The 22,904-nt window shown below is 35.0% G+C and carries 21 protein-coding genes and 1 pseudogene; 7 read left to right on the plus strand and 15 right to left on the minus strand.

From position 1 onward, the window contains the following. Window positions 1-38: 38 nt before the first annotated feature. The 8 genes from CQ046_RS09840 to CQ046_RS09875 all read right to left on the minus strand — a co-directional run bounded on the left by CQ046_RS09840 (window position 39) and on the right by CQ046_RS09875 (window position 7,335). Window positions 39-458: an OsmC family protein gene (locus tag CQ046_RS09840; RefSeq protein WP_105702098.1), complete on the minus strand. Its 420-nt coding sequence runs from the start codon at window positions 456-458 to the stop codon at window positions 39-41. Between the two features lie 27 nt (window positions 459-485). Next, entirely contained in the window at window positions 486-1,808 is a 1,323-nt protein-coding gene (locus CQ046_RS09845; protein ID WP_105702099.1) for a DUF58 domain-containing protein, read from the minus strand. A gap of 67 nt (window positions 1,809-1,875) precedes the next feature. Then, window positions 1,876-2,226 carry a four helix bundle protein gene (locus CQ046_RS09850; protein ID WP_105702100.1) on the minus strand — a complete coding sequence of 117 codons (351 nt, stop codon included), beginning with the start codon at window positions 2,224-2,226 and terminating at the stop codon, window positions 1,876-1,878. An 80-nt stretch (window positions 2,227-2,306) separates the two neighbouring features. Then, window positions 2,307-3,338: an AAA family ATPase gene (locus tag CQ046_RS09855; RefSeq protein WP_185126174.1), complete on the minus strand. Its 1,032-nt coding sequence runs from the start codon at window positions 3,336-3,338 to the stop codon at window positions 2,307-2,309. Window positions 3,339-3,452: 114 nt separating this feature from the next. Then, window positions 3,453-4,610 carry a hypothetical protein gene (locus CQ046_RS09860; protein WP_105702101.1) on the minus strand — a complete coding sequence of 386 codons (1,158 nt, stop codon included), beginning with the start codon at window positions 4,608-4,610 and terminating at the stop codon, window positions 3,453-3,455. 11 nt (window positions 4,611-4,621) lie between these two features. After that, window positions 4,622-5,413: a DUF4129 domain-containing protein gene (locus tag CQ046_RS09865; protein WP_105702102.1), complete on the minus strand. Its 792-nt coding sequence runs from the start codon at window positions 5,411-5,413 to the stop codon at window positions 4,622-4,624. After that, a complete protein-coding gene (locus CQ046_RS09870) occupies window positions 5,406-6,368 on the minus strand; it encodes a DUF4013 domain-containing protein (protein ID WP_105702103.1) in 963 nt (320 codons plus the stop codon). Before CQ046_RS09870 ends, CQ046_RS09865 begins: the two co-directional genes overlap by 8 nt. After that, on the minus strand, window positions 6,352-7,335 hold the full coding sequence (locus CQ046_RS09875; RefSeq protein ID WP_105702104.1) for a stage II sporulation protein M: 984 nt from the start codon (window positions 7,333-7,335) through the stop codon (window positions 6,352-6,354). The genes CQ046_RS09870 and CQ046_RS09875 overlap by 17 nt, the downstream gene beginning before the upstream one ends. A 28-nt stretch (window positions 7,336-7,363) precedes the next feature. On the opposite strand from CQ046_RS09875, the gene CQ046_RS09880 reads away from it, so the two are divergent. Further along, window positions 7,364-8,113, plus strand: a complete 750-nt coding sequence (locus tag CQ046_RS09880) for an RDD family protein (protein WP_105702105.1) — start codon at window positions 7,364-7,366, stop codon at window positions 8,111-8,113. 144 nt (window positions 8,114-8,257) lie between these two features. Continuing rightward, complete coding sequence (locus CQ046_RS09885; RefSeq protein ID WP_105702106.1) at window positions 8,258-8,548, plus strand: GNAT family N-acetyltransferase; 291 nt, start codon at window positions 8,258-8,260, stop codon at window positions 8,546-8,548. Here CQ046_RS09885 and CQ046_RS09890 read toward each other — a convergent pair. From CQ046_RS09890 to smpB, 5 genes are all read right to left on the minus strand, one after another. Next, window positions 8,537-9,508, minus strand: a complete 972-nt coding sequence (locus tag CQ046_RS09890) for a glycosyltransferase family protein (RefSeq protein ID WP_105702107.1) — start codon at window positions 9,506-9,508, stop codon at window positions 8,537-8,539. The two genes, CQ046_RS09885 and CQ046_RS09890, sit on opposite strands and share 12 nt — an antisense overlap. Further along, window positions 9,509-10,333, minus strand: a complete 825-nt coding sequence (locus CQ046_RS09895) for a UDP-2,3-diacylglucosamine diphosphatase (protein ID WP_105702108.1) — start codon at window positions 10,331-10,333, stop codon at window positions 9,509-9,511. It abuts the gene before it with no gap. 57 nt (window positions 10,334-10,390) lie between these two features. Beyond that, window positions 10,391-11,131, minus strand: a complete 741-nt coding sequence (locus tag CQ046_RS09900; RefSeq protein WP_105702109.1) for a YebC/PmpR family DNA-binding transcriptional regulator — start codon at window positions 11,129-11,131, stop codon at window positions 10,391-10,393. A 96-nt stretch (window positions 11,132-11,227) separates the two neighbouring features. Beyond that, a complete protein-coding gene (locus CQ046_RS09905) occupies window positions 11,228-12,739 on the minus strand; it encodes an OmpA family protein (RefSeq protein WP_105702110.1) in 1,512 nt (503 codons plus the stop codon). 77 nt (window positions 12,740-12,816) lie between these two features. Next, entirely contained in the window at window positions 12,817-13,275 is a 459-nt protein-coding gene (gene smpB / locus CQ046_RS09910; protein ID WP_034694839.1) for an SsrA-binding protein SmpB, read from the minus strand. 121 nt (window positions 13,276-13,396) lie between these two features. Here smpB and CQ046_RS09915 point away from each other — a divergent pair, with 121 nt between their 5' ends. After that, complete coding sequence (locus tag CQ046_RS09915; protein WP_105702111.1) at window positions 13,397-15,019, plus strand: ABC-F family ATP-binding cassette domain-containing protein; 1,623 nt, start codon at window positions 13,397-13,399, stop codon at window positions 15,017-15,019. 81 nt (window positions 15,020-15,100) lie between these two features. Here CQ046_RS09915 and CQ046_RS09920 read toward each other — a convergent pair. Beyond that, window positions 15,101-15,331, minus strand: a pseudogene (locus tag CQ046_RS09920) (peptidase); the annotation flags it as partial. Between the two features lie 276 nt (window positions 15,332-15,607). Between CQ046_RS09920 and recJ the strand changes: the two are divergent. The 3 genes from recJ to CQ046_RS09935 all read left to right on the plus strand — a co-directional run bounded on the left by recJ (window position 15,608) and on the right by CQ046_RS09935 (window position 18,446). After that, on the plus strand, window positions 15,608-17,320 hold the full coding sequence (gene recJ, locus CQ046_RS09925; protein ID WP_105702112.1) for a single-stranded-DNA-specific exonuclease RecJ: 1,713 nt from the start codon (window positions 15,608-15,610) through the stop codon (window positions 17,318-17,320). Between the two features lie 119 nt (window positions 17,321-17,439). Continuing rightward, window positions 17,440-18,024 (plus strand): nicotinate (nicotinamide) nucleotide adenylyltransferase, encoded by a 585-nt coding sequence (gene nadD, locus CQ046_RS09930; protein ID WP_105702113.1) that lies wholly within the window; start codon window positions 17,440-17,442, stop codon window positions 18,022-18,024. A gap of 83 nt (window positions 18,025-18,107) precedes the next feature. Continuing rightward, a complete protein-coding gene (locus tag CQ046_RS09935; protein ID WP_105702114.1) occupies window positions 18,108-18,446 on the plus strand; it encodes a DUF3817 domain-containing protein in 339 nt (112 codons plus the stop codon). Window positions 18,447-18,496: 50 nt separating this feature from the next. Here CQ046_RS09935 and CQ046_RS09940 read toward each other — a convergent pair whose 3' ends face one another. Continuing rightward, window positions 18,497-20,278 carry a carboxypeptidase-like regulatory domain-containing protein gene (locus CQ046_RS09940; protein WP_123906601.1) on the minus strand — a complete coding sequence of 594 codons (1,782 nt, stop codon included), beginning with the start codon at window positions 20,276-20,278 and terminating at the stop codon, window positions 18,497-18,499. 322 nt (window positions 20,279-20,600) lie between these two features. Here CQ046_RS09940 and CQ046_RS09945 point away from each other — a divergent pair, with 322 nt between their 5' ends. Continuing rightward, window positions 20,601-22,862: an outer membrane beta-barrel family protein gene (locus tag CQ046_RS09945; protein ID WP_105702116.1), complete on the plus strand. Its 2,262-nt coding sequence runs from the start codon at window positions 20,601-20,603 to the stop codon at window positions 22,860-22,862. Window positions 22,863-22,904 lie beyond the last annotated feature (42 nt).

The raw sequence follows: 22,904 nt of genomic DNA on the forward strand, positions 1-22,904 counted from the left end.
TGAATCATCCGGCTTTTTCTATTTTTTTAAATGAGAGATTAAATTTTTTCTCCGTTCACGTATACTTCGTATCCGATTTCTACATTCGGTTCTAACGTTTTTGATACAGAACAGTATTTTTCAAAAGATAGCTCTGCTGCTTTCTGGGCTTTTTTAGGATCAATTTCTCCTTCTAAAAGGAACTTAACGTTAATCGATTTAAAAGGTTTTGCATCATCTACCTGTACTCTTTCTCCTTCTACTTCTGCCTGGAAGCTCTTGATTTCCTGACGTTGCTTCTTCAGAATAGAAACTACATCAATTCCGCTGCATCCAGCCACTGCCATCAGTACACTTTCCATGGGGGAAACTCCTTTTGCTCCCGGTTGGGAAGTATTATCCAAAAGAATAGAATTTCCCTGAGCGTTAGTACATTCAAATAAAAAATCGTCGTTTATTCTGTTAAGTGTAATTTTCATTATTTATTGCTTATTACTTCTACAAAGTTATAAAATTCCTCTTGCTTTTATCTCCAAATATTTATTGATAACATCGATATTCAAATTTTCCGGAAGAGTATACACTGTATAAATTCCATATTTACGGAGTTCCTGGATGATCAGTTTCTTTTCAAATTCGAATTTTTCAGCAATGACCTCATCATAAATTTCTTGCATATTCTCAGGATTTTTGTTGATGAGTGTCTGCAATTCCGAATTTTTGAAAAAAACGACAACCAGCAAATGGTTTTTAGCAATTCCACGAAGATATTTCAGCTGTCGGTTCAATCCGTCAAGAGTTTCAAAGTTGGTAAAAAGCAGAATTAAGCTTCTTTGATTGAGGGAATATTTTACATCCTGATACAAACGGTTGAAATCACTTTCAAAGAAATCTGTTTTAATATTATAAAGCGCTTCAGAGATTTTCTTTAGCTGTCCGGATTTATTATCAGCGGCAATTTTATTTTCAGCTTTTTTAGAAAATGTCATCATTCCGGCTCTGTCTCCTTTTCTCAAAATAATATGAGACAGTGCCATCGTAGCATTGATGGAATAATCCAGTAAGCTTAGTCCGTTAAAAGGCATTTTCATGGTTCTTCCTTTATCAATCAGCATAAAAATACGCTGTGATTTTTCATCCTGAAACTGATTTACCATTAAACGGTTAGTCTTGGAAGTAGCTTTCCAGTTGATCGTTCTGATATCATCGCCGGGAACATATTCTTTGATCTGTTCAAATTCCATGGTGTGTCCCAGCTTTCTGACTTTCTTGATTCCACCTAATAAAAATTCACTTTGAATGGCCATCAGCTCATATTTTCTGAGGTGAATAAAAGACGGATAAGCAGGCAGCATAGCATCCTTCTGGAAAATAAATCTTTTTGAGATTAATCCCAATGGTGATGATGCATAGACATTCAGACCTCCAAAATGATATTCTCCTCTTTCTTTAGGCTCTAATGTGTATTGAAAAAAAGTGTTCGCTCCTGAAGCAATTCGTTTTTCAATCAAAAAATCTCTTTTCTGAAACTGGAACGGGATTTCATCAATAATCTTAGTGTCTATGGTAAAGCTGTAATTATTTTTGATATCAATTTTTACAAAATTTTCATCTCCGTTGGAGAGCTTTTCCGGCAGAATCCTTTGAACCTGTAATGCATTCTTTTGATTAAAAAGCAACAGAAAATCTACCATTGCTGCAAGAAAACAAATCAGGAGTGCGATATGGGCTACCCACATCAGCATCGGAAAGAAAAATGCCAGGACATACAGAATCCCCACTCCGATGAGTGTAAAAAAGAAACGTGTATTGATGTATAAGTTTTTCATTGGTTAGGTGGCAGGTTGCAGATGAAAGGTTTTAGGTGGTTCTTTATTAGCTTTTTCACAATCATTATTATTGTAGAGAATTAATAAGTCCGTTCAACATTTTGGATATTTCTATAATTTCCTGATTTAGTTTTAAATAATCATCCTCACTAAAAAAAACGAGATTTTTTGAAATCATTAATTGTGTTTCTACTTCTGCACAACTGCCTCTTTCTATTTTTAAAAATTGTAGATAATCAGGCTTGCTTCGTCTCGAGTTTCCCTCAGCAATATTGGAGGGGATGGAAACAGCTGCTCTTCTGATTTGTGATACCAATCCGTAGATTTCGGCTTTAGAAAAAGTTTCGGTAATCCTATACATTTCAGTAACAAAATCAATAGACTTCTGCCAAACTAAAAGCTCTTTAAAATTTGCCATATGTAATATTTTGTACTTAATTAGAATTATTCACCCACTGCTACCTGCCACCTGTTATCTACTACCTAATATCTATTTACCTATCTCGGTATTTCAATTCCTTCTAAAATCTGACGGATAATTTCATCAGCGGTAAGTCCTTCCATTTCTCTTTCGGGAGATACGATTACCCTGTGTCTTAAAACAGCGTAGCTAGCTTCTTTAATATCTTCAGGAGTTACAAAATCCCTTCCTCTTAGTGCTGCAAATGCTTTTGAAGCTGTAAGAAGTGCCAGTGATGCTCTTGGAGAAGCTCCCAGATATAAGAATTGATTTTCTCTGGTATTGATGATAATTTTAGCAATATATTCCATCAGCTGAGCTTCCACAATGATTTCTTTTACCAGATGCTGGTAGCTCTTCAACTGTTCGGCTGTGATAACCCGGTTTACCCCTTCTGTTTTATCTTCTTTTTTACTTTCGTGCTGATTTTTAATGATCGCTATTTCCTGCTCAAGATTAGGATATCCTACATTAATTTTGAATAGAAAACGGTCCAGCTGAGCTTCCGGAAGCCGGTATGTTCCCTCATGTTCAATCGGGTTTTGTGTAGCAATAACCAGGAAAGGCTCTTCCAAAATATAACGTGTTCCGTCCATTGTGATCTGCCTTTCTTCCATTACTTCAAATAATGCAGACTGTGTCTTTGCCGGTGATCTGTTGATCTCATCAATCAGGATGAAATTGGAGAAGATAGGCCCTTTTTTAAATTCAAATTCCGAATTTTTCACATTGAAGATGGATGTTCCCAGAATATCGGAAGGCATCAAATCCGGTGTAAACTGGATTCTACTGAAACCTACGTCAATGGTCTTGGCTAGTAATTTTGCTGTAATTGTTTTCGCTACTCCCGGCACCCCTTCAATAAGAACATGGCCGTTAGAAAGTAGTGCAGCCAAAAGATGTTCAATCATCTTCTCCTGCCCTACAATTACTTTTCCAATCTCAGATTTTACTTTCTCTAAGCTTGCACGAAGTTCAATCATATCAATTCTCGACTGAAACTGTTCTTCCTGTTTATTAAGATTAATAGAACTTTCGTTTTCTATATTGGGATTATCAAAATTTTCCATAATAAATTTTCATTAGTCAGTTTAACAATGCATCTCTATAACCACACTATTCAGATGAATTACCGTTATCAGCATTGAAAAACTGTTGCATCTTTAGGTTATTATATTCTTCTATTATTTAAGTATTTCATCAAGGAGCTTATTGATCCTTGCAAGGTCTTCCTTCATTACACTGGCGTAAGGATCCTGAGCTTTTTTGATAAGTACTATCGCCTCACTGATCATTTCAATCGGTTTTCCGGTTTTCATCTGTAATTTTTTCGCAAATTCTTCGTCTAAATTCTGGGTATCTATCAACAGATCCATTCTCACTTTATTCAGAAAATATTGTGCTTTTTTTGCCATCATATCATGAAAATCTCCTTCCTGAAGATACAGATTTCCAATGCTTTTCACAAAATCCAGGGAAGTATTTCGCAAGGGTTCTTCTACAGGTACTATTCTCTGTTTTCTTTTTGCATTAAAGAAAATGAAAAGGACAAATCCACCCAAAAATACCCACCAGGCATATTTTAAAGCAGGATTCGACAATACGAATCTCATAAAGAAACGGGATGCAGAACTTTTGTTGGATACAAACCAAAGAGTTTCTCTATCCTTCAGGTATGAAAACACATCCTGAGCATATTTTACATTTCCGGGTTTCAGAAGATAATAATTAGTCAGGAAAAGAGGTTCGGTGTGAGCATAGATATGTCCTTTTCCAAATTTTATTTTAATAAAGTTGGCCTGATCCGTATTCTTTTTCTCTACTGTTTTACCAAGAACTTCCACTCTGGGTTTTATAAATGAAAATCCTCTCCCAGACGGAAATTTATCAAGCTTAATAAAATCATTCTGAAATTTTTTATCCGTAAGTTTCAGAACATTTTCCTCTTCGAAAGAGATCTCAGAATCATAATATCCAATACTGTCTGAGACTTCTTTAGGCATACGGGTTACCATCAGCATTGCATCTGAACCTTCAGATACCTGAGTCAGAATTTTATTCCAGGATTCTCTGTCAATATTATTTTCAATGACGACAATATTGTGAGGTGCTTTTTTATGCTGAGTGTAATATTCGTAAGGTGCCTGTTCAATCTTCTTCAGATTATTTTTAAAAAGATCTTTGGCTTCATTATTAAAAACAAACAACCCGAACGGAGACTTTTCGTTAAGATCAAAATTCCTCCGCCAGTCTGTCGTCTCTTTTTTGTTAACTTCAAGCAACGCCAAAATAATCATCACAATGACGAAAATTACAGCATATGTTTTGAAAGTTTTATTCATGGTTACTATTGTTATGGTTTAAATGCCTGATACTGATTTTTAAATTTCTGATAGCTCTCTTCTTCAATATTGAATTCTCCGTACCAAACATAATCAAAGATATAAGAAAGGTTCGAAAATTCATTTTTCAGATGAGGAGCTTTTAGCTCTGCAGCATAGTCTTTATTTGTTTTTTCCGGATTCCAGTTGATCAGCTTTTTGTCACTCAGTTTTTTAAGAACAAAAAGAAATTGGTAGCGAACTGCCGAACGATAATCTCCTGCATGTTCAAATTTCGCAATACTTTCAGGGAAATTGATTTCATGGATATTCTCATGAAGTTCCTGTACATTGAGATCCAGCTTTTTATTCTTTTTACCAAAAATAAAATTACCATCTTTTCCCATGATATATTTAATGATAAAATATAGCAGAAAACCAACAAGAAGAATCGCAAACAAACGAATAAGGACAGTGGTAAATTCTCCCGACTTACTGAGCGTAGTTTCACCAAAAATACTCTGTATGATCTGATCCAGTTTTCGCATCAGCTTCTGAAAGAAAGATTCTCTCGGTTTTGATACAGAATAATCAAATTCATTTCCTTTATATCTAGACGAAATGTTTTCTTTGAATGTTTTCGGATAAACCTCATTTTCTGAGACCGGATTTTTCATCAATACAGAATCCGCACGCAGCATATTTCTGTAATGTCCGGTGGTGTATAATGAATCTACCAGATCATCAGAATCGGAATTATCATCCTGAGCATGAACCAGCCCAAGAGAGAAAAAAAGCAGTATGAAAAAAATAATTTTATTCATTGATTCCAATCGTATCTATTTCTGCCAATTCTACTTTCTGGTGAAGATCTGTTCTGCTATCATAATACATCAGTCCTGCATTCACATACATCAGGTTTGAAAGAAAAAATGAAAGCAGCATCGAAATTCCATACAATACAAAAAACAGGATTCCCGCAGTTCCGGTAAAAGGATTTTGCTCAAAATTTCCGTCTGGTGTAGAAGTAAGAAGTGATCCGTAAAAAAACATCATCGGGATCAATGTGAATATGGATGTTATCATATAAATAATAATAAACATCACAAATGCAGATCCCCAATATTTCCAGTATGGTGATTTTTCACTACCATTCGGGTAAGAAAACTGAGAACGTAAAGCATAGCTCAAGCTTCCCCAGAAACCTCTGTCCGAATTAAAATAATCATACATCAGAAAGGTAGTAAAATTAAATATCGTAGGATAGAGCAGCAGGATCAAAAACAATCCGATAATAATAAAAATGAGGATATAAGAAAAACCTACAACAAACAATACAGCAGGAGTAACAATGAAGATCATCCCAAGGCACAGCTTGCCAATTCTTCCTGCATTATTTTTAAAATCACTCAGAATTTCATCCGTCTTTATCTTTTCTGTTCCCTGTGCTATTCTTTTTAAATAAAAAACAGGATACAGGTAATTGACAATCATCAGAATCATGAAAAGCAGGAATGTCAATAATCCCACAGTAATCAGCATTCCTGAATTTTCTGAAAAATATTGTTCAAAATAATACGTTTCACCGCCAAGATTAGACCCAAATATCTGTGAAAAGAGTTCTTTATACCCGAAAATCACCACAGTAACCATTAAGATCAAAAGCAGGCCATTGATCAGGATATAGTTTTTGAAATAATTCTTTCCGTATAATTTGAAAAAATTGAAACTATCGCTGATGAAAGTTCCAAAATCTCTTTTTTTATAAAATTGTATCATGGATGTGTTTATTAGTTTTTTTGTAGACAACAGACGGATATACAAAATAGTAGAATCCTATAATTGCCAGTGATCCCAAAATGATGATGAGGTTCAAAATTAAAGGCATTTTCAAAGCATGTCTTGTAACATAACCTTCTATAATCCCTGCACAAATAGTGAAAGGAACCGTACTTAAAAATATTTTAAATGAATCTTTAAATCCTTTTTTAAAAGAATTAAACCTTGAAAAAGTTCTCGGGAATAAAATAGAAGCTCCCAGAATCAATCCACACATGGCTTCCACCACCATAGCAAAAATTTCAAAAACTCCGTGAAGCCAAATTCCTCTTGCACTGTCTTTCAATGCTCCGTAATCATAGAAAAAATATTGAAAAGCTCCCAGCATGACACTATTGGAAAGTAGGGCAAACAGAGTTCCCACTCCTCCGGCAATTCCGTAAATATATAATTTTGCTCCAACCTGAATATTATTAAAAATAATTCCGATCGTGCTTCCCCACGTGCTTCCACTCTGATAAACGCCTACCGCATTATTATTTTTGATATTTTCAACGGTTTCATTCACATACCCTTCACCCAGAATAATATTCACAAAATCTTTATCATAGATTGCAGAAAGCACTCCTATTGAAGTAAATAAAATGAAAAAGAGAAATGCGTACATCAGATATCTCCGGTACTGATACATCAGCAATGGAACCTCAGTTTTAAAAAAATAAACCAGTCTGTTCTCCTCTACCCTTTTTGTTTTATAGATCTTCTGAAAAATCTGGGCAGATAAATGATTCAGATAAACAGTGGTGTTACTTTTAGGATAATAAGTCTGGGCAAAAGAAAGATCGTTGATCAGGTTTATATACAATGAAGACAGATCATCAGGATTTTTTTTAATTTTCCCTTGAATAACCTGTTCGATTCCCAACCATTTTTCTTTATTTTGTTTAATGAAATAAACTTCTCTCATAATTATTAAGGCTAAAATAATAAAAAATATGTCTCAAATTGCGATAAATACCTCACAAAATGTAAATATTAACTTTAATATTGCAGGCGTAGGAGAAAGAATGCTCGCCTTCATTATTGATCTTCTGATCAGGATTGCTTATGTGGTGATTGTCCTGTATTTATTCTTCAATATTTTTGATTTGGGATACATCTTAAATGGTCTTGACGACTGGTCTATAAGAGCAGTATATCTTATTCTTACCTTTCCCATCTATATTTATCCTCTTGTTTTGGAAAGCCTGATGGAGGGACAGACTCCCGGTAAAAAACTGATGAAAATAAAAGTGGTAAAAATTGATGGTTACCAAGCCAGTTTCGCAGATTATATGATCCGATGGGTTTTCAGAATTGTAGATGTTTCATTTGCCGGTGTGATAGGACTTATTTCTATGATTGTTTCTAAAAATAACCAACGTCTTGGCGATATTGCTTCCGGAACGGCTGTAATTTCTCTGAAAAACAACATCAATATCTCTCATACAATTCTGGAGAATATTCATGAAAATTATATTCCTTCTTTCCCTCAGGTAATTGCTTTAAGTGACAATGATATGAGGATCATCAAAGACAATTATACCAAAGCTTTAAAAGTAGACGACCGCCAAATCATCAATAAACTTTCCAATAAAATCAAAAGTATTCTGAAACTGGAAATAGATCCCACTAAAATGACAGAGAGACAGTTCATCAATGTTATTATCAAAGATTACAACTATTATACAGGAAAAGACAATTAGTAGAGTCAATCGTCAATTTTGCTTCGCAAGTGAATAGTCAATTTAAAAATGTTGAAAATTAACAACTAAGCACATCCATAATTACTTATTGCTTATGCAAAGCCCGGTGCAATTTTTGTATATTTATCATTAAAGTCCTGAAACATGAAATTTGAAAACAATAAATCCGGAAACGGCGGTGTTCTTACTTTAAATAATGAAACAAAAGAAGTGGGAAGGCTTACCTATACTATTTTCCCGGAAGATCATAAATTTATCATCTCTTTTGTATTGGTACACCCGGAATTTGAAGGCAGAGGAATGGGAAAATTTTTAGTAGAAGAAGCCATCAAATTCGCCAGAGAAAACAATTGGAAAGTATACCCGCATTGTTCCTATGCCAGATCTGTTATGATGAGAATGAGTGATGTGGAAGATATTTTTTTAAAGAATTAAAACTTCATTGAGTAATATATCTTCAATATCATCCGGATAATCTACTTTAAGATGATGGTCTGAGGCTACCCACTCCATAATTTCCTGAAGATTTAAAACCTTAGAATTGGGGATCCCCATTTTGTCAAGAGCACATGCATTGCATTCCTGCTCATATTGATTGTGGATAGGAATCACAAATAGTTTTTTGTCCATAAACAATGCTTCTGCAGGGCTCTCAAAACCTGCGTTGCATAAAATACCTTCACAACCTTCAAAATATTTCAGGTACTGGCTTTCATCAATAGGAAACACTTCTACGTTTTTCACTTTCACCTGTACTTTGCTGTATTTTGAAAATACTTTCCATTCTACAGGGATTTTTCTTAAAACCTTGATGATATTCTCGTCTGCAAAGCTGGGTAAATACACAAGATAATACCCCTGTTTGTAAGGATTAAGATTTCTGATCTTTCTTCTGATTACCGGTTTTTTGATCTGTGGATGATAATTTTCAAAATGAAACCCTATTTTTCTCTCACTGGGAACATAGTATTTTAAAATCATTTCTCCGAGAAAGTCTTTTTTCTTAGGTTTTGGAGTTTCCGGGAAACTCATGGAAGCCTGATGGCTGAGTTCTATCATCGGAAGATTTTTCAGTTTGGAGGCCCAACCTGTCAGAGGCTCATAATCATTAATGATTAAATCATATTGGGATAGTTCCAGTTCTCTGATTGTTTTGGCTGCTTCGATGAACTTATTTTCTGTAAACGTTTTTCGGTATGATAAACCGCCTGTTTTGTTATAAAGAAGGGAAATCCCTCTATATTGGAAATTAATGTCGAAATCAGCCTTTAATTGCGATTGGTGCCCACTAATCAATGTATCAACAGATGCGTATTTTTTAAGAAGAGGAATAATTTCCTGTGCTCTGGCAACATGCCCGTTTCCAGTACCCTGGAATGCATACAAAATCTTCATTTAGGAAAAGTTGGTTACAATTTTTAAAAGAGCAGAATTATCCATTTCCGGGATTTCTTCCACTTCATCATCTTTCAGTAAGTGTTTGTGTTCATCATAGTAAAAAATCTTCCATTCCTTATCATGATATTCTAAAGCAGATAGATTTTCAATCCAGTCACCGGAATTCAAATAAGTACAGGCTCCTTTTTTATTAACTACCTCACGAATCTGCGGCTGGTGGATATGCCCACACACCACATAGTCATATTGATTGTCAATAGCCAGTTCAGAAGCTGTAAGTTCAAAATCTCCAATGTATTTGACTGCTTTTTTCACATTATTTTTGATCTTTTTAGAAAACGAGTATTTCTCTTTACCCATTTTTTCTAAGAACCAATTTACAACATTATTGATAATAATAAGAAGATCGTAACCTTTTCCGCCAAGTTTGGCGATCCATTTGGAATGCTGGACGGATGCATCGAAAACATCACCGTGAAATATCCAGGCTTTTTTCTGATCGATAGTGAGACAGACTTTATTACACACTTTAAGTTTTCCCAGTTCAAAGTCTGTGAACTTACGGAACATTTCATCATGATTGCCCGTAATGTAATACACATCTGTGTTTTTTGTGGCTAATGAAAGAATCTTTCTGATTACTTTCAAATGAGGTTTAGGGAAGTAAGACTTTTTAAACTGCCAGATATCAATAATATCACCGTTTAAAACTAAAGTTTTAGGCTGGATAGAATTGAGGTATCTCAACAATTCTTTAGCCTTACATCCATAAGTTCCCAAATGAACATCCGATATAACAACTAATTCAACGTTTCTTTTCATAGTTTTGTACAAAGAAACTAATTGAAAATTAACTGTATATGAATGCTATATTATTTTTTATAAAGAGTCCATCAGCTCTTCTGTGATTTCCATGTTGTGGTAAACGTTTTGAACGTCATCATCCTCTTCGAAACGCTCAAGCATTTTCATATTAGCTTTGAACTGTTCTGCATTTACTTCTTTTGTATTGTTTGGAATTCTTTGAAGTTCTGCACTTTTAGCTTCAATTCCAAGATCATCCAGTTTGTGAGATAAAGAACCGAAATCTTCAAAAGCAGTGGTAATCATTACTTCTTCTTCGTCTTTTTCTACATCTTCTGCACCACCGTCAATCATTTCCATTTCGAAATCATCCCAATCCATTTTAATCTGAGCCAAATCAATTGTGAAAATTCCTTTTCTGTCGAAGATAAATGCTAATTCGCCATTTTTACCAAGGTTACCGTCAAACTTATTAAAGACAGCCCTTACATTAGCTACAGTTCTTGTCGTATTGTTTGTAGTACATTCTACAAAGAACGCAACACCACCTTGTCCATAACCTTCATAAGTGATTTCTTCATAGTTTTCTGCGTCTGCACCACTTGCTTTCTTAATAGCTCTTTCTACATTATCCTTAGGCATGTTGGCTCCTTTCGCGTTTTGGATACATCTTCTCAGCGCAGGATTAGATTCAGGATCTGTTCCGCCAGCTTTTACAGCTAGTGCAATGTCCTTTCCTATTTTAGAGAATGTTTTGGCCATTTTATCCCATCTGGCCATTTTAGAAGCTTTTCTATATTCAAATGCTCTTCCCATTTTAATTTTTAAATTTCCAACAAAATTACTCAAAAGTCAACAAAAAAAAAAATACCTCCAATAAAATTGGAGGTATTCATTATTTAGAAAAATTAATTATTTTTTCTTTTTAGCAGCAGCTTTTTTCTTAGCTGGAGCTTTTTTAGTAGCTTTCTTAGTAGCTTTTTTTGCTGGAGCAACAACATCAGATTTCTGATATTTGTTCCATTCGCTGTCATCACCAATGTATCTAACAGTTACTTTTCTATCAGCTTGTCTTTCAGCATCAGATGCAGATTCTGCAACTTTAGCATTTTGCTCACCAATACCTACTGATTTCAATGCGTTAACATCTACACCTCTTGCATCTAAAGCAGCAACTACAGAAGCAGCTCTTTCTTTAGATAATTTCAAGTTGTAAGCATCACTTCCTTTTTTGTCAGTTTCACCAACTAATAGGAATCTACCTCCATCTTTCTTGATGATTTCAGAAGCTGTATCTAAAGCACCTTTAGATTCTGGTCTGATAGTAGCTTTGTTGAAATCGAAGTATACGCTCTTAAGGTTCTTTTCAACGTCAGTAGCTGTTACTTCTTTTGGCTTAGGACATCCGTTGTATTCAGGAAGACCTGGAACAGTAGGACAAGCATCATCTTTATCTAAGATACCGTCACCGTCTGTATCTGGCCAAGGACAACCGTTGTTTTCAGCAGGACCTGCTACTGTAGGACAAGCGTCATCTTTGTCGATTACACCATCACCGTCAGTATCTGGCCAAGGGCATCCGTTGTTTTCAACTGGACCAGCCACTTCTGGACATTGATCGTCTTTATCTGGAACTCCGTCACCGTCAGTATCAGGACATCCTTGGAATTCTGGTAAACCTGGTGTATCTGGACAAAGGTCATCTTTATCTAGGATACCATCCTTATCTCTATCTCTGTTTCCGAATCTGAATAAGATAGAAGCAGAAGCTTGCCAGAAGTTAGCCACTGTAGAGTGGTCACCTGGAGTTGATACATAGTCTCCTTGAACACCAAGACCGAAGTTCTTAGTTACCCAGAAGTTAGCACCAGCACCTGTAGCTAAAGCAAAGTGGTTAGCTTTACCGTTTTCGTTACCATCCTTACCATTTGATACATTTTCGATTGGATTACCGTTAGCATCTACAGCAGTTCTTGGGAAAGTAAGAGCAGTATAATCGTGTCTTAAGTAGTTAGCACCAACTCTTAAATATGGATCAAACCAAGATTCTTCGTTCCATAAAAGACCTGCAGCGTGAGCCTGGAAACCAAGACCTGTCATTAGGAAAAATTCTTTCCCCATGTTGAATCTTTTGTTTTCAACATTTCCAACAGAAGTCTGCCAGTCAATTACTAAACCTTTACCAACGTTTCTAGCAACTGTTAACTTAGATAATGGAGGTGTAATAGAAAAGTTGTTCACATTGAACATACTTTTTGTCAAATTGTTAGCAGAGAACGTATTACTGAAACCTGCACGTGCTGCTACGTGGTTTTCTGCATGAGCACCAACTCCGATTAACCACGGATTGTTGGTAGTCTGTGCGAAAACAGTAGAGGCAACAGTAAGCGCCAATGCTGAAATTCCTAATTTTAGATTTTTCATAGAATTAAATGATTAAATAATTGATAATGCAAAATAAATATAATTTTTCTTTATATACAAAGTTTTTCAAATGATTTTTAACTTTTCTTTAATATTCTGTCCAGGTTCCGTTTATTTTCTCTATCTTTTATCGCCTCTCTTTTATCGAAAAGCTTTTTCCCTCTACCCAGCGCTATTAGCACCTTTGCTTTACCTCGGTCAGTGATATATAATTTTAAAGGTATTATGGTGTTCCCAGCATCCTTTAACTTTTTTTCAAGTTTTTGCAATTCTTTTTTGTGCAAGAGCAATTTCCGTTCCCTTTTTGTTTTATGATTGTAAAAAGTTCCTAATTTATATTCATCAATCATCATGTTGATGATGTATAATTCCCCATCAATAAACTGACAGAAGGATTCTGTGATGGATGCTTTGGAAGAACGTAAAGATTTTATTTCTGTACCCGTCAAAACCATTCCGGCTTCGTATTCTTCCAGAATTTCGTATTCAAAACGGGCTCTTTTGTTTAATATGCTAACTGTTTTCTCAATCTTCATCATTTTAAAATTTCGTTAATGAAATATATAAAAAATACCATACATTTAAAAACTTGACTATTATATTATTACAGAATACCCAAATTCTTTTCGTATTTTTGCGCCAAATTTACAAAACTATATGTTAACAGTATCTAACTTATCTTTACAATTCGGGAAAAGAGTTCTTTTTGACGAGGTAAATATTATGTTTACCAAAGGAAACTGCTACGGGATCATCGGAGCAAACGGTGCGGGAAAGTCTACATTCCTGAAAATACTAACAGGAAAGCAGGATCCTACAACAGGACATGTATCTCTGGAACCAGGGAAAAGAATGTCAGTTTTGGAGCAGGATCACTTTGCTTATGATCAGTATACTGTTCTTGAAGCAGTTTTAAGAGGTAACAAGAAATTATTTGAGATAAAAGAGGAAATGGATGCGTTATACGCAAAAGAAGATTTCTCTGATGAAGACGGAATTAAGGCCGGTGAATTAGGTGTAATTTATGATGAAATGGGAGGATGGACTGCAGAATCTGATGCACAGACTATGCTTTCAAATGTTGGAATCAAAGATGATATGCACTGGCAAATGATGAGTGAACTTGAGAATAAGGACAAAGTAAAAGTTCTTTTGGCTCAGGCACTTTTCGGAAACCCTGATGTATTGATTCTGGATGAACCTACCAACGACCTTGATATTGATACCATCTCATGGTTGGAAGATTTCCTTGCAGACTATGAAAACACCGTAATTGTTGTATCTCACGACCGTCACTTCCTGGATACGGTTTGTACGCACATTGGTGACTTGGATTATGCTAAACTAAACCTTTATACGGGTAACTACTCTTTCTGGTACCAGGCTTCTCAATTGGCAACAAGACAAAGAGCTCAGGCTAACAAGAAAGCAGAAGAGAAGAAAAAGGAACTTCAGGACTTCATTGCAAGATTCAGCTCTAACGTTGCTAAGGCAAAACAGGCTACTGCAAGAAAGAAAATGATCGACAAATTAAATATTGACGATATCAAGCCTTCTTCAAGAAGATACCCTGCAATTATTTTCGAAATGGAAAGAGAAGTAGGAGATCAGATTTTAGATGTAAAAGGTCTTGAAAAAACAAAAGACGGAGAATTATTATTCTCAAATATCGACCTTAACCTTAAAAAAGGTGATAAAGTAGCTATCCTTTCTAAAAACTCTTTAGCGATTACAGAATTTTTCGAAATTCTAGCGGGAAATGTTGAAGCTGACAAAGGAACTGTTGCCTGGGGAGTTACAACGAACCAATCTCACATGCCTTTAGACAATACAAGTTTCTTCCAGGAAGATCTTAGCTTAGTTGATTGGTTAAGACAATTTACTAAAAATGACGAAGAGCGTCACGAAGAATTCATGAGAGGATTCTTAGGAAGAATGCTATTCTCAGGAGATGAAGCTTTAAAATCTTGTAAAGTACTTTCCGGAGGTGAGAAAATGAGATGTATGTTCAGTAGAATGATGCTTCAGAAAGCTAACGTTCTTTTATTAGATGAACCTACCAACCACTTAGACCTTGAAAGTATCACAACTTTGAACAACTCTTTATCCAACTTCAAAGGAAATCTTTTACTGGCATCTCATGACCACGAAATGCTTTCAACAGTCTGTAACAGAATCATTGAACTGACTCCTACCGGAATCATTGACAGAGAAATGACTTATGACGAATACCTTGCTGATAAAAAGGTAAAAGAATTAAGAGAAAAAATGTATTCATAATCTGAACAACATTAAAATCTATATAAAAATACCTCAAAGCGTTGCTTTGGGGTATTTTCGTTTAAACAATAAATAAAATAATTATTTCGTTAATCTCACTGCAGGCAAAGAAACAGTTCCTGGATCTTTCCATAAGCCGTCTTTCTCTGCTTTCTTTTTAATAGCTTCTGCTCTCTTATTACTATCCGGATGAGAGTTGAACATTTTCTCAAAGTTGGTCTGCGTACTTCCTTCCGAAAGCAAACCTAATTTTTTGAATGCTGTGTACGCTCCTACTACATCATATTTATTAGCTTTCATAAAGTCACAACTTTTTTGACAATTATAAAGTCAAAAATTCTCCGAAATCTTTTTTGAATAGTATCTTTATTCCAGACAAAATGATCATAAAAAACACTTGAAAAGTATCATTTGAATGAGTACAGTATTATTATAAAGACAACCTCTGAAAGAAACAGAAAGAGAGATATTACTATCTTTTTTACTAACAGAGATAAGTTTTACAAAGGACACCCTTAGTCTTATTTCAAAATCTAATTTGCTGATTTTTAAAGCCACTTTTAGAACTTTTTTCCTTATTTTTGTGAAATGAGTCAAAAATGGATTTACAAGCCTGAACCCGATGAGGAAGTTGTGGACAGACTAAGTTCGTCACTTGGTTTTGGTACTTTTGAATCTAAACTTCTCGTTCTGAGAGGAATTGACAATTACCAAAAGGCCAGAGAATTTTTTAAACCCAACCTTAACGATATCCACAATCCATTTTTAATGGCAGATATGCAAAAAGCTGTAGAGCGTATTGCAACCGCAATTGAAAATGGTGAAAAAATATTGGTATATGGTGACTATGATGTGGACGGAACCACAGCGGTTGCTTTAATGTACCTTTATCTCAGTAAGATTGTTGAAAAAAAATATTTAGAATACTATATTCCAGACAGAAATTCTGAAGGATATGGTATTTCTACAGAAGGAATTGATTTTGCCAAAGAAAATGGTTTTTCATTAATCATTGCTCTGGACTGCGGAATCAAAGCACTAGACATGATCAGCTATGCCAGTAATCTGGATATAGATTTTATTATCTGTGATCATCACCTTCCGGGTGAAGAAATCCCCAATGCTGCAGCAGTACTTGATCCTAAAAGAAATGACTGCCGATATCCATTCAAAGAACTTTCAGGATGTGGTGTTGGTTTTAAACTATGCCAGGGACTTAATACAATTTATAAATTACCGGAAGCAGAATTATTTGAACTGACGGATCTTCTGGCCATCTCCATTGCAGCAGATATTGTTTCTATGACTGGAGAAAACAGGGTTTTGGCTAAAATGGGATTGAAAACACTCAGAAAGACCAGAAATCTTGGGTTAAGACTCTTAATTCCTGAGGATAAGCTTTCTCATTTTGAAATTTCCAATATTGTTTTTGAAATAGCGCCTAAAATCAACGCTGCCGGAAGAATCTCTCATGGTAAAGCAGCTGTAGAACTTATGGTTTCTGACAATCTGAAACATGCCAACCAGATTGTAAATGATATCATGAATCTCAATGATGAAAGGCGTGAACTGGACATGAATTCTACACTTTCTGCATTAAACCAGATTATAGAATCTCAGCAGGAAACCAAGCATACCACTATTGTTTACCATCCTGAATGGAACAAAGGAGTCATTGGTATTGTGGCATCAAGACTTATTGAAACCTATTATAAACCAACCCTTGTATTTACCGATGGTAATAACGGGGAAATGGTAGCTTCTGCAAGATCTGTTTCTGATTTTGATGTGCATGAAGCTCTTGATCTGTGTTCTGAATATTTCCTTAAATTCGGGGGACATCACGCTGCTGCCGGTCTTTCGATGGAGAAAGATAAGTTTGCTGCTTTCAAGGAAAAATTTGAAAGAATTGTTTCTGAAAAAATTAAAGAACATCAGAAGGAACCTTCCATTACCATTGATACGGAGATTACGGTGGATGAAATCAACAGAGAGTTTATCAATTTCCACAGAAAATTGGCTCCATTTGGGCCTCATAATATGAAACCTATTTTTACCCTGACAGATCAAAAACTTTCAGGATATGTAAAAACTATGGGGAAAGACAATAATCACCTTAAGTTTTATATCAAGCAGGAATCTACAGGACGAAATATTGAATGTGTCGGATTCAAACTGGGACAGTTTGTTGAAGATTTTAAAAATAAGAATTTTGATCTTGCTTTTACACTGGAAGAAAACCATTGGAAAGGCAATGTAACGCATTATCTGAACATTAAGGATGTAAAATTTAGGGAGTAAGAAGGTTGCAGGATTTAGGTTGCAGGGAGTAAAAGCCTGCACAAAGATAAAATTCTGATCAAAATATTGATATTTCAAACTACTGTAACCCGCTACCTACTACCTATTACCTAACAAAAATGAAAAAAATCGGTTTATTTTTCGGATCATTCAATCCTATTCATATCGGACATCTTATTCTGGCAAATTATATTCTGGAAAATTCTGATATGGACGAACTTTGGTTTGTGGTAAGCCCACAAAATCCTTTCAAAGACAAAAAATCTTTGCTGAAAGATCATAACCGGCTGGATATGGTACAGCTTGCAGTAAAGAATTATCCGAATATGAGAGCTTCCAATGTGGAATTTTCTCTTCCGATGCCCAGCTATACCATCGATACTCTTACTTATCTTCATGAGAAATATCCTGAATATTCTTTCAGCCTGATTATGGGAGAAGATAACCTGAAGAGCCTTCACAAGTGGAAAAATTCTGATATTCTGATCAAGAATCATCATATTATTGTATATCCAAGAGTATTTGAAGGAGAGAAAAAAGATTCCGAGTATTTACAACACGAAAATATCTCTTTGATAAAAGCACCGGTCATAGAGCTTTCTGCTACTGAAATCCGAAATATGATCAAAGATGGTAAAAATGTAAGACCTATGCTGCCTCCTGAAGTTTTTGAATATTTGGATGGTAGCAGTTTTTATAAGTAATTTTGCAACCAGAAATGAGAGGCTAAAAACTAAAAGCCAGAGAAAGACTCTTACCTTTTACCTCTCACCTCATACCTCAAGAAATGGAATTCATCGAAAAAATATTCTCAAAATATTCTCAGGAAAAAATCATCAAGTGGTTTAAACAGATTTGTCTGGCAGAAGCCATTTCATGTCTTTTACTGTACTGTGTTGCGATGATCTGGATTCGATATGATGAAAATTTATATTCTATTATCTTCATCAGCGTTATTGGGAGTTTACACGGATTATTTTTTACACTTTACCTCCTACTCTGCCTTCCTGCAAGAAAAATTTATCATTGGGACGATGAAGATTTTGTTTTCGCCTTACTATCTGCATTTTTCCCTTTTGCAACAATTTGGGTGGATAAAAAACTTGCCCGATTCGACAGAGAATAAATAATACAATAAAAAAAGGACCTTTTCGGTCCTTTTTATTTTTACAGTGATTACAGATCACGTTTTACGTGCCCTGTTGCCGTGAAAGTATGATTTCCTGAACTATTGGTGTAAGTTCCATTGACGGTGAAATCAATATAATCTCCTACAGCTCCAAAAGAAGTTACATTTACAACGAGGTTGCCATTATTTGAAGTAATAGCACCTCCTGAAAATTCAAATCCATAATTTGAAGTAAAGCTTGCAGCAACTCCCAACATATTATTCTGAGTCATGGAAAAAAATGGGCCTGCAGCATTCATTGAATTTATTCTCAATTGTTTAGGTGACATATTAGGTGATGTAGGTGTGAGGCCTGTCCATTGTGCATTAATCAGTCCTAACACATAAACAACAGGCTGATTATCAATCTTATAATTGATAAATTCACTCAAAGAATTACAAGCCATAATATTTCCCAGATTTACAGTATTAGTTGTTGCCGTGAAAGTAATTTCATTGGTTGTCTGAAAATTAACACTGTCAAATCCTTCATAAGTAAACTGTGGATTTGCATTGCATGAATAGGTATTAAATGTAAAAACTCCGGTACTGTTTACCGGTACTGACAAATATTGAAAGTAGTTAGTACTTATTACAGGTTTCAGGATTACATAACCATCTGTAACATCAGTATTCGAACAGGTTTTCAAATTTCCCTGAATGGTATAACTGGTAGTTGTAGTGGGATTTACAGTAATATCTGGGATTGTTGTTATAATCCCAGCTGGAAATGGCCCAACATTCGAGGTATAAATTACATTATTACAGATATCATAAACTTTTAAGTTAAGAACTTCACCTGCGGGAACAATTCCAGACACCATACCTGTATTATCTGTCATTCCATAGGTTTCATAGGATTGAGAACTTCTCTTTAAGGTCACTCTAATATTAGGCAAAACTTGTCCTGCTGAATTTTTTACCGTTACTTTCATGGTTGCCTGTGCAAACTGTGCATCACAATTCCACCAGGAAAAATGATTTACTGTTCCTACATAGTTATTTCCAATCTTTGTTGCGGAACCTTCTTCTTTCCACATTCCTGTGTCTTCGTTATAAGACCATAATGGAATTGTGCTGGGTGAATTGGAAGTTTGTGAAGCATCTACCGGAACTGTAATTTCCGCAGTATGGCCGTTTGCAATCTGAAGATTTTGTCCGGCACTACCCGTTAACTGTACATGCAACATCCCAAAAGTTTCCATCACTCTTGCATTCCCCCCGGAATTGGTTGCCAAAAAAGATCCTGGCATGAGTTCATTCAGGTATTGATTGGATGGAGCTAAATGAAAAACTCCAACACTCACATTTCCTGAATAAGCATTTCCGTTTGCATCTTTAAAGCTTCCGTCAAATTTTACTTTAGTTCCGTTTGGAAGTGAAACTGTAGAGGTAGAGCCTGAAGTAATTGTAGAAGTAGTTGTTACAGGAATCATCATGATATTCACCTGATTTATTCCGTTGGTAGGAACTAAAACCCTTGAGGCATTCACGTATCCGGTCTTTGTCACTTTTACATGGGCAAAGTTTTCTTTTACTGAAGCATTTTTAAAGGTAAACAAACCTTTAAGGTTGGTTGTTGCCGTATTGGCTCCAATGGTAACGGTTGCTCCTGAAACCGGTTGTCCGTTTGTGTCGAGAACTACACCCTGGAAATTCTTTTGCGCAGTACTTCCAAAATTATAATTAGATGTAGGATCTGATGTGTTGTCTTCTATTTCTAAGAAAGATTCATTTTTACATGAAAATATTAATATTAACAACAAAAATAATAAGTAAAATTTTCTCATATGATAATGATTTTTAGTTTTCACTAAATTAATAATAAAAAACAACCGCTTACATTTTTTATTCTTTTTCTTTATTTTTTTTATAAAAATCTTCATGAATTTCATTTTGTGATGTAACATTTACGATCTGTCATTTGTCTTATCATACAGAAAGATCAAGTACACTAAATTTTTAATTAATTTTTATTAACTGATAATCAATACGTTAAATTTAATTATAAATATTTTCAAGTACTTTGTATTGCATGATACTAAATTTATTATATATCTTTGCAATGTAAAATAACAAACCATACAAGCTATTAATTAAAAAAGAATAATCATGAAGACTCAAATTCTTATCGCAGCACTATTTTTCGGTGGACTTGTAACTGCCCAGCAGAAAAAAGACAGTATGAAAGTAAATGCTATTGATGCAGTGAATATCAAGAAGCAGGTTTTCAAAAAACAAGGTGACAGATTAGTTTATGATGTAGCATCTTCATCTATTGCTAAGGGAACCAACACCTTCAATCTTTTGAAACAAACTCCGATGATTTCCAGTATAGATGGAAAAACGCTGAAGATTTTGGGAAAAAACGATGCAATAATCTACATCAACAATAAGAAAACCAATATGGATTCTGAGGCATTGATTGAAATGCTGAAATCTACTCCATCAGAAGATATACAGAAAATTGAGGTCATTACAGTTCCGGGAAGTGAATTCCAGGTAGAATCTAAAGAAGGAGTTATCAATATTGTCATGAAAAAAAGTAAAAATAACGGCTACAACGGAACGTTGAAAATGCAGAATGAGCAAGGTTATTACAACAATCCCAATGCAGGAGCTTCTTTTAATTTCAGACAAGGAAAATGGTCCGGTAATTCTAATTTCAGAACAGGAAGCTGGACAGACAGACAAAGATACACACTGTCTAACGGAGACCCTACCTTCAGAAATGAGTCTTATGGATATAATGATGATCCCAATAAAAACTACGGTGGAGGGTTCAACATTGATTATGAGATCAATAAGAAACACAGTCTTGGACTCTCTTACAACATGAGATACAATAAAAGTTTCAATTCTGTGCTAGATATCACTAACTGGCAAGATGGAGTTTTGAACAACAGAACTGTCAATAATGAGGATGCACAAACCAGAAATCATTCTTTCAATTTAAATTATGAAATGAAAACCGATTCTCTGGGAAGTAAACTGACATCGAATGTGTCTTATCTATGGTTCAACAGGAATAAAGTAAGTTTTAATGAAAGCTTTCCTCTGAACAGTAATCCTGATAACAACTATTCTGCATTACATCAGTCTGTACCCCAAATTATCAATAACTATGCAGCCAATATCGACTATCTGAAAAAGACTGCTAAAGGATCAACATGGTTAATGGGTGTAAGCTATAATCACACCAATACAGATAATGATACCAAGCAGGATAAACTGAAAAACGGAGAGTTTGTAATAGATCCTAACCAGACTAATCACTTCATTTATAAAGAAAATATTTTGGGAATTTATCTGAATTATGAAAGAAAACTGACTGAAAAGTTATCCGGGAAAATAGGAGCTCGTTATGAAATGACAAGAAGTACGGGAGATATTGTAGACAAAACAGGATTTGAAAGAAACTATAATAACCTTTTACCTTATCTGAATTTAAATTATGCCATCAATTCAGATCATAATTTGAGTTACACTTTTTCCAGCAGAATCAGAAGACCAAGATTCTGGGAACTGAACCCTTCCAGAACTTACTTCACTCCTACCAATTATACGCAGAACAATCCTTTTATACTGGCTGCTAAATTTTATAATCAGGAGCTGAACTATATGTATAAAAATGCCTATTACGCGAATCTTAGTTTTAACATGGTAGAAGATGCTGCGGCTTCTGATCTGCTTCCGTTACAGGGAACGGTAACACGTCCTAAAAGAGATGCAAATGGTAATATTATCAATGATGGTAGCGGCAATGCAATCACGGAAAAAGTAAGATTTCTAAGATATATCAGAACCAATTACGGAAAAAACAGAGAGCTTGCCTTAACGCTTGGTATGAACAAGTCATGGTTCAAAGATATCTGGACAACCAATTATTCTGTGAACTTAGGATATGTAACATTTACAGGCGGTGTATGGGAAGACCCAACTTCTATGCCGGTTCCGGGAGAAACTGAACAAGTAGAACCTTATATCATTGATGTGAAAAACTATAATATGTCTCTAACCTTGAATAACGTAATCAGGCTTTCATCTAAAAAAGACTGGTTCTTAGGAGTTAACTACTTCTTTGGAAGCCAGACAGCCATGGAAGGAGGAATGATAGGAGCAAGACAGAGTTTTGATTTTAATGTGAAGAAAATTATTGGTGATTGGACGATTGTAGCGGAAGTAAGCGACCTATTTAATCAAAGTTTCTACAGAATTAAAGGAGTACAGCCCAACGGAACCTATAATAATATCACCAATTTCAATTATCCAAGGCTGATGAGTATCGGTGTTACTTACAATTTTGGAAATCAGAAACTGAAAAAAGCAAGGGAAATGAAATCAGCGAATGATGCTGTAAAATCAAGAACCTAAACTATAAAACTTATATCACTACATCCACTCTTAAATAAAAAC

Source organism: Chryseobacterium sp. MYb7 (assembly GCF_002979455.1).
Taxonomy (GTDB): Bacteria; Bacteroidota; Bacteroidia; order Flavobacteriales; family Weeksellaceae; genus Chryseobacterium.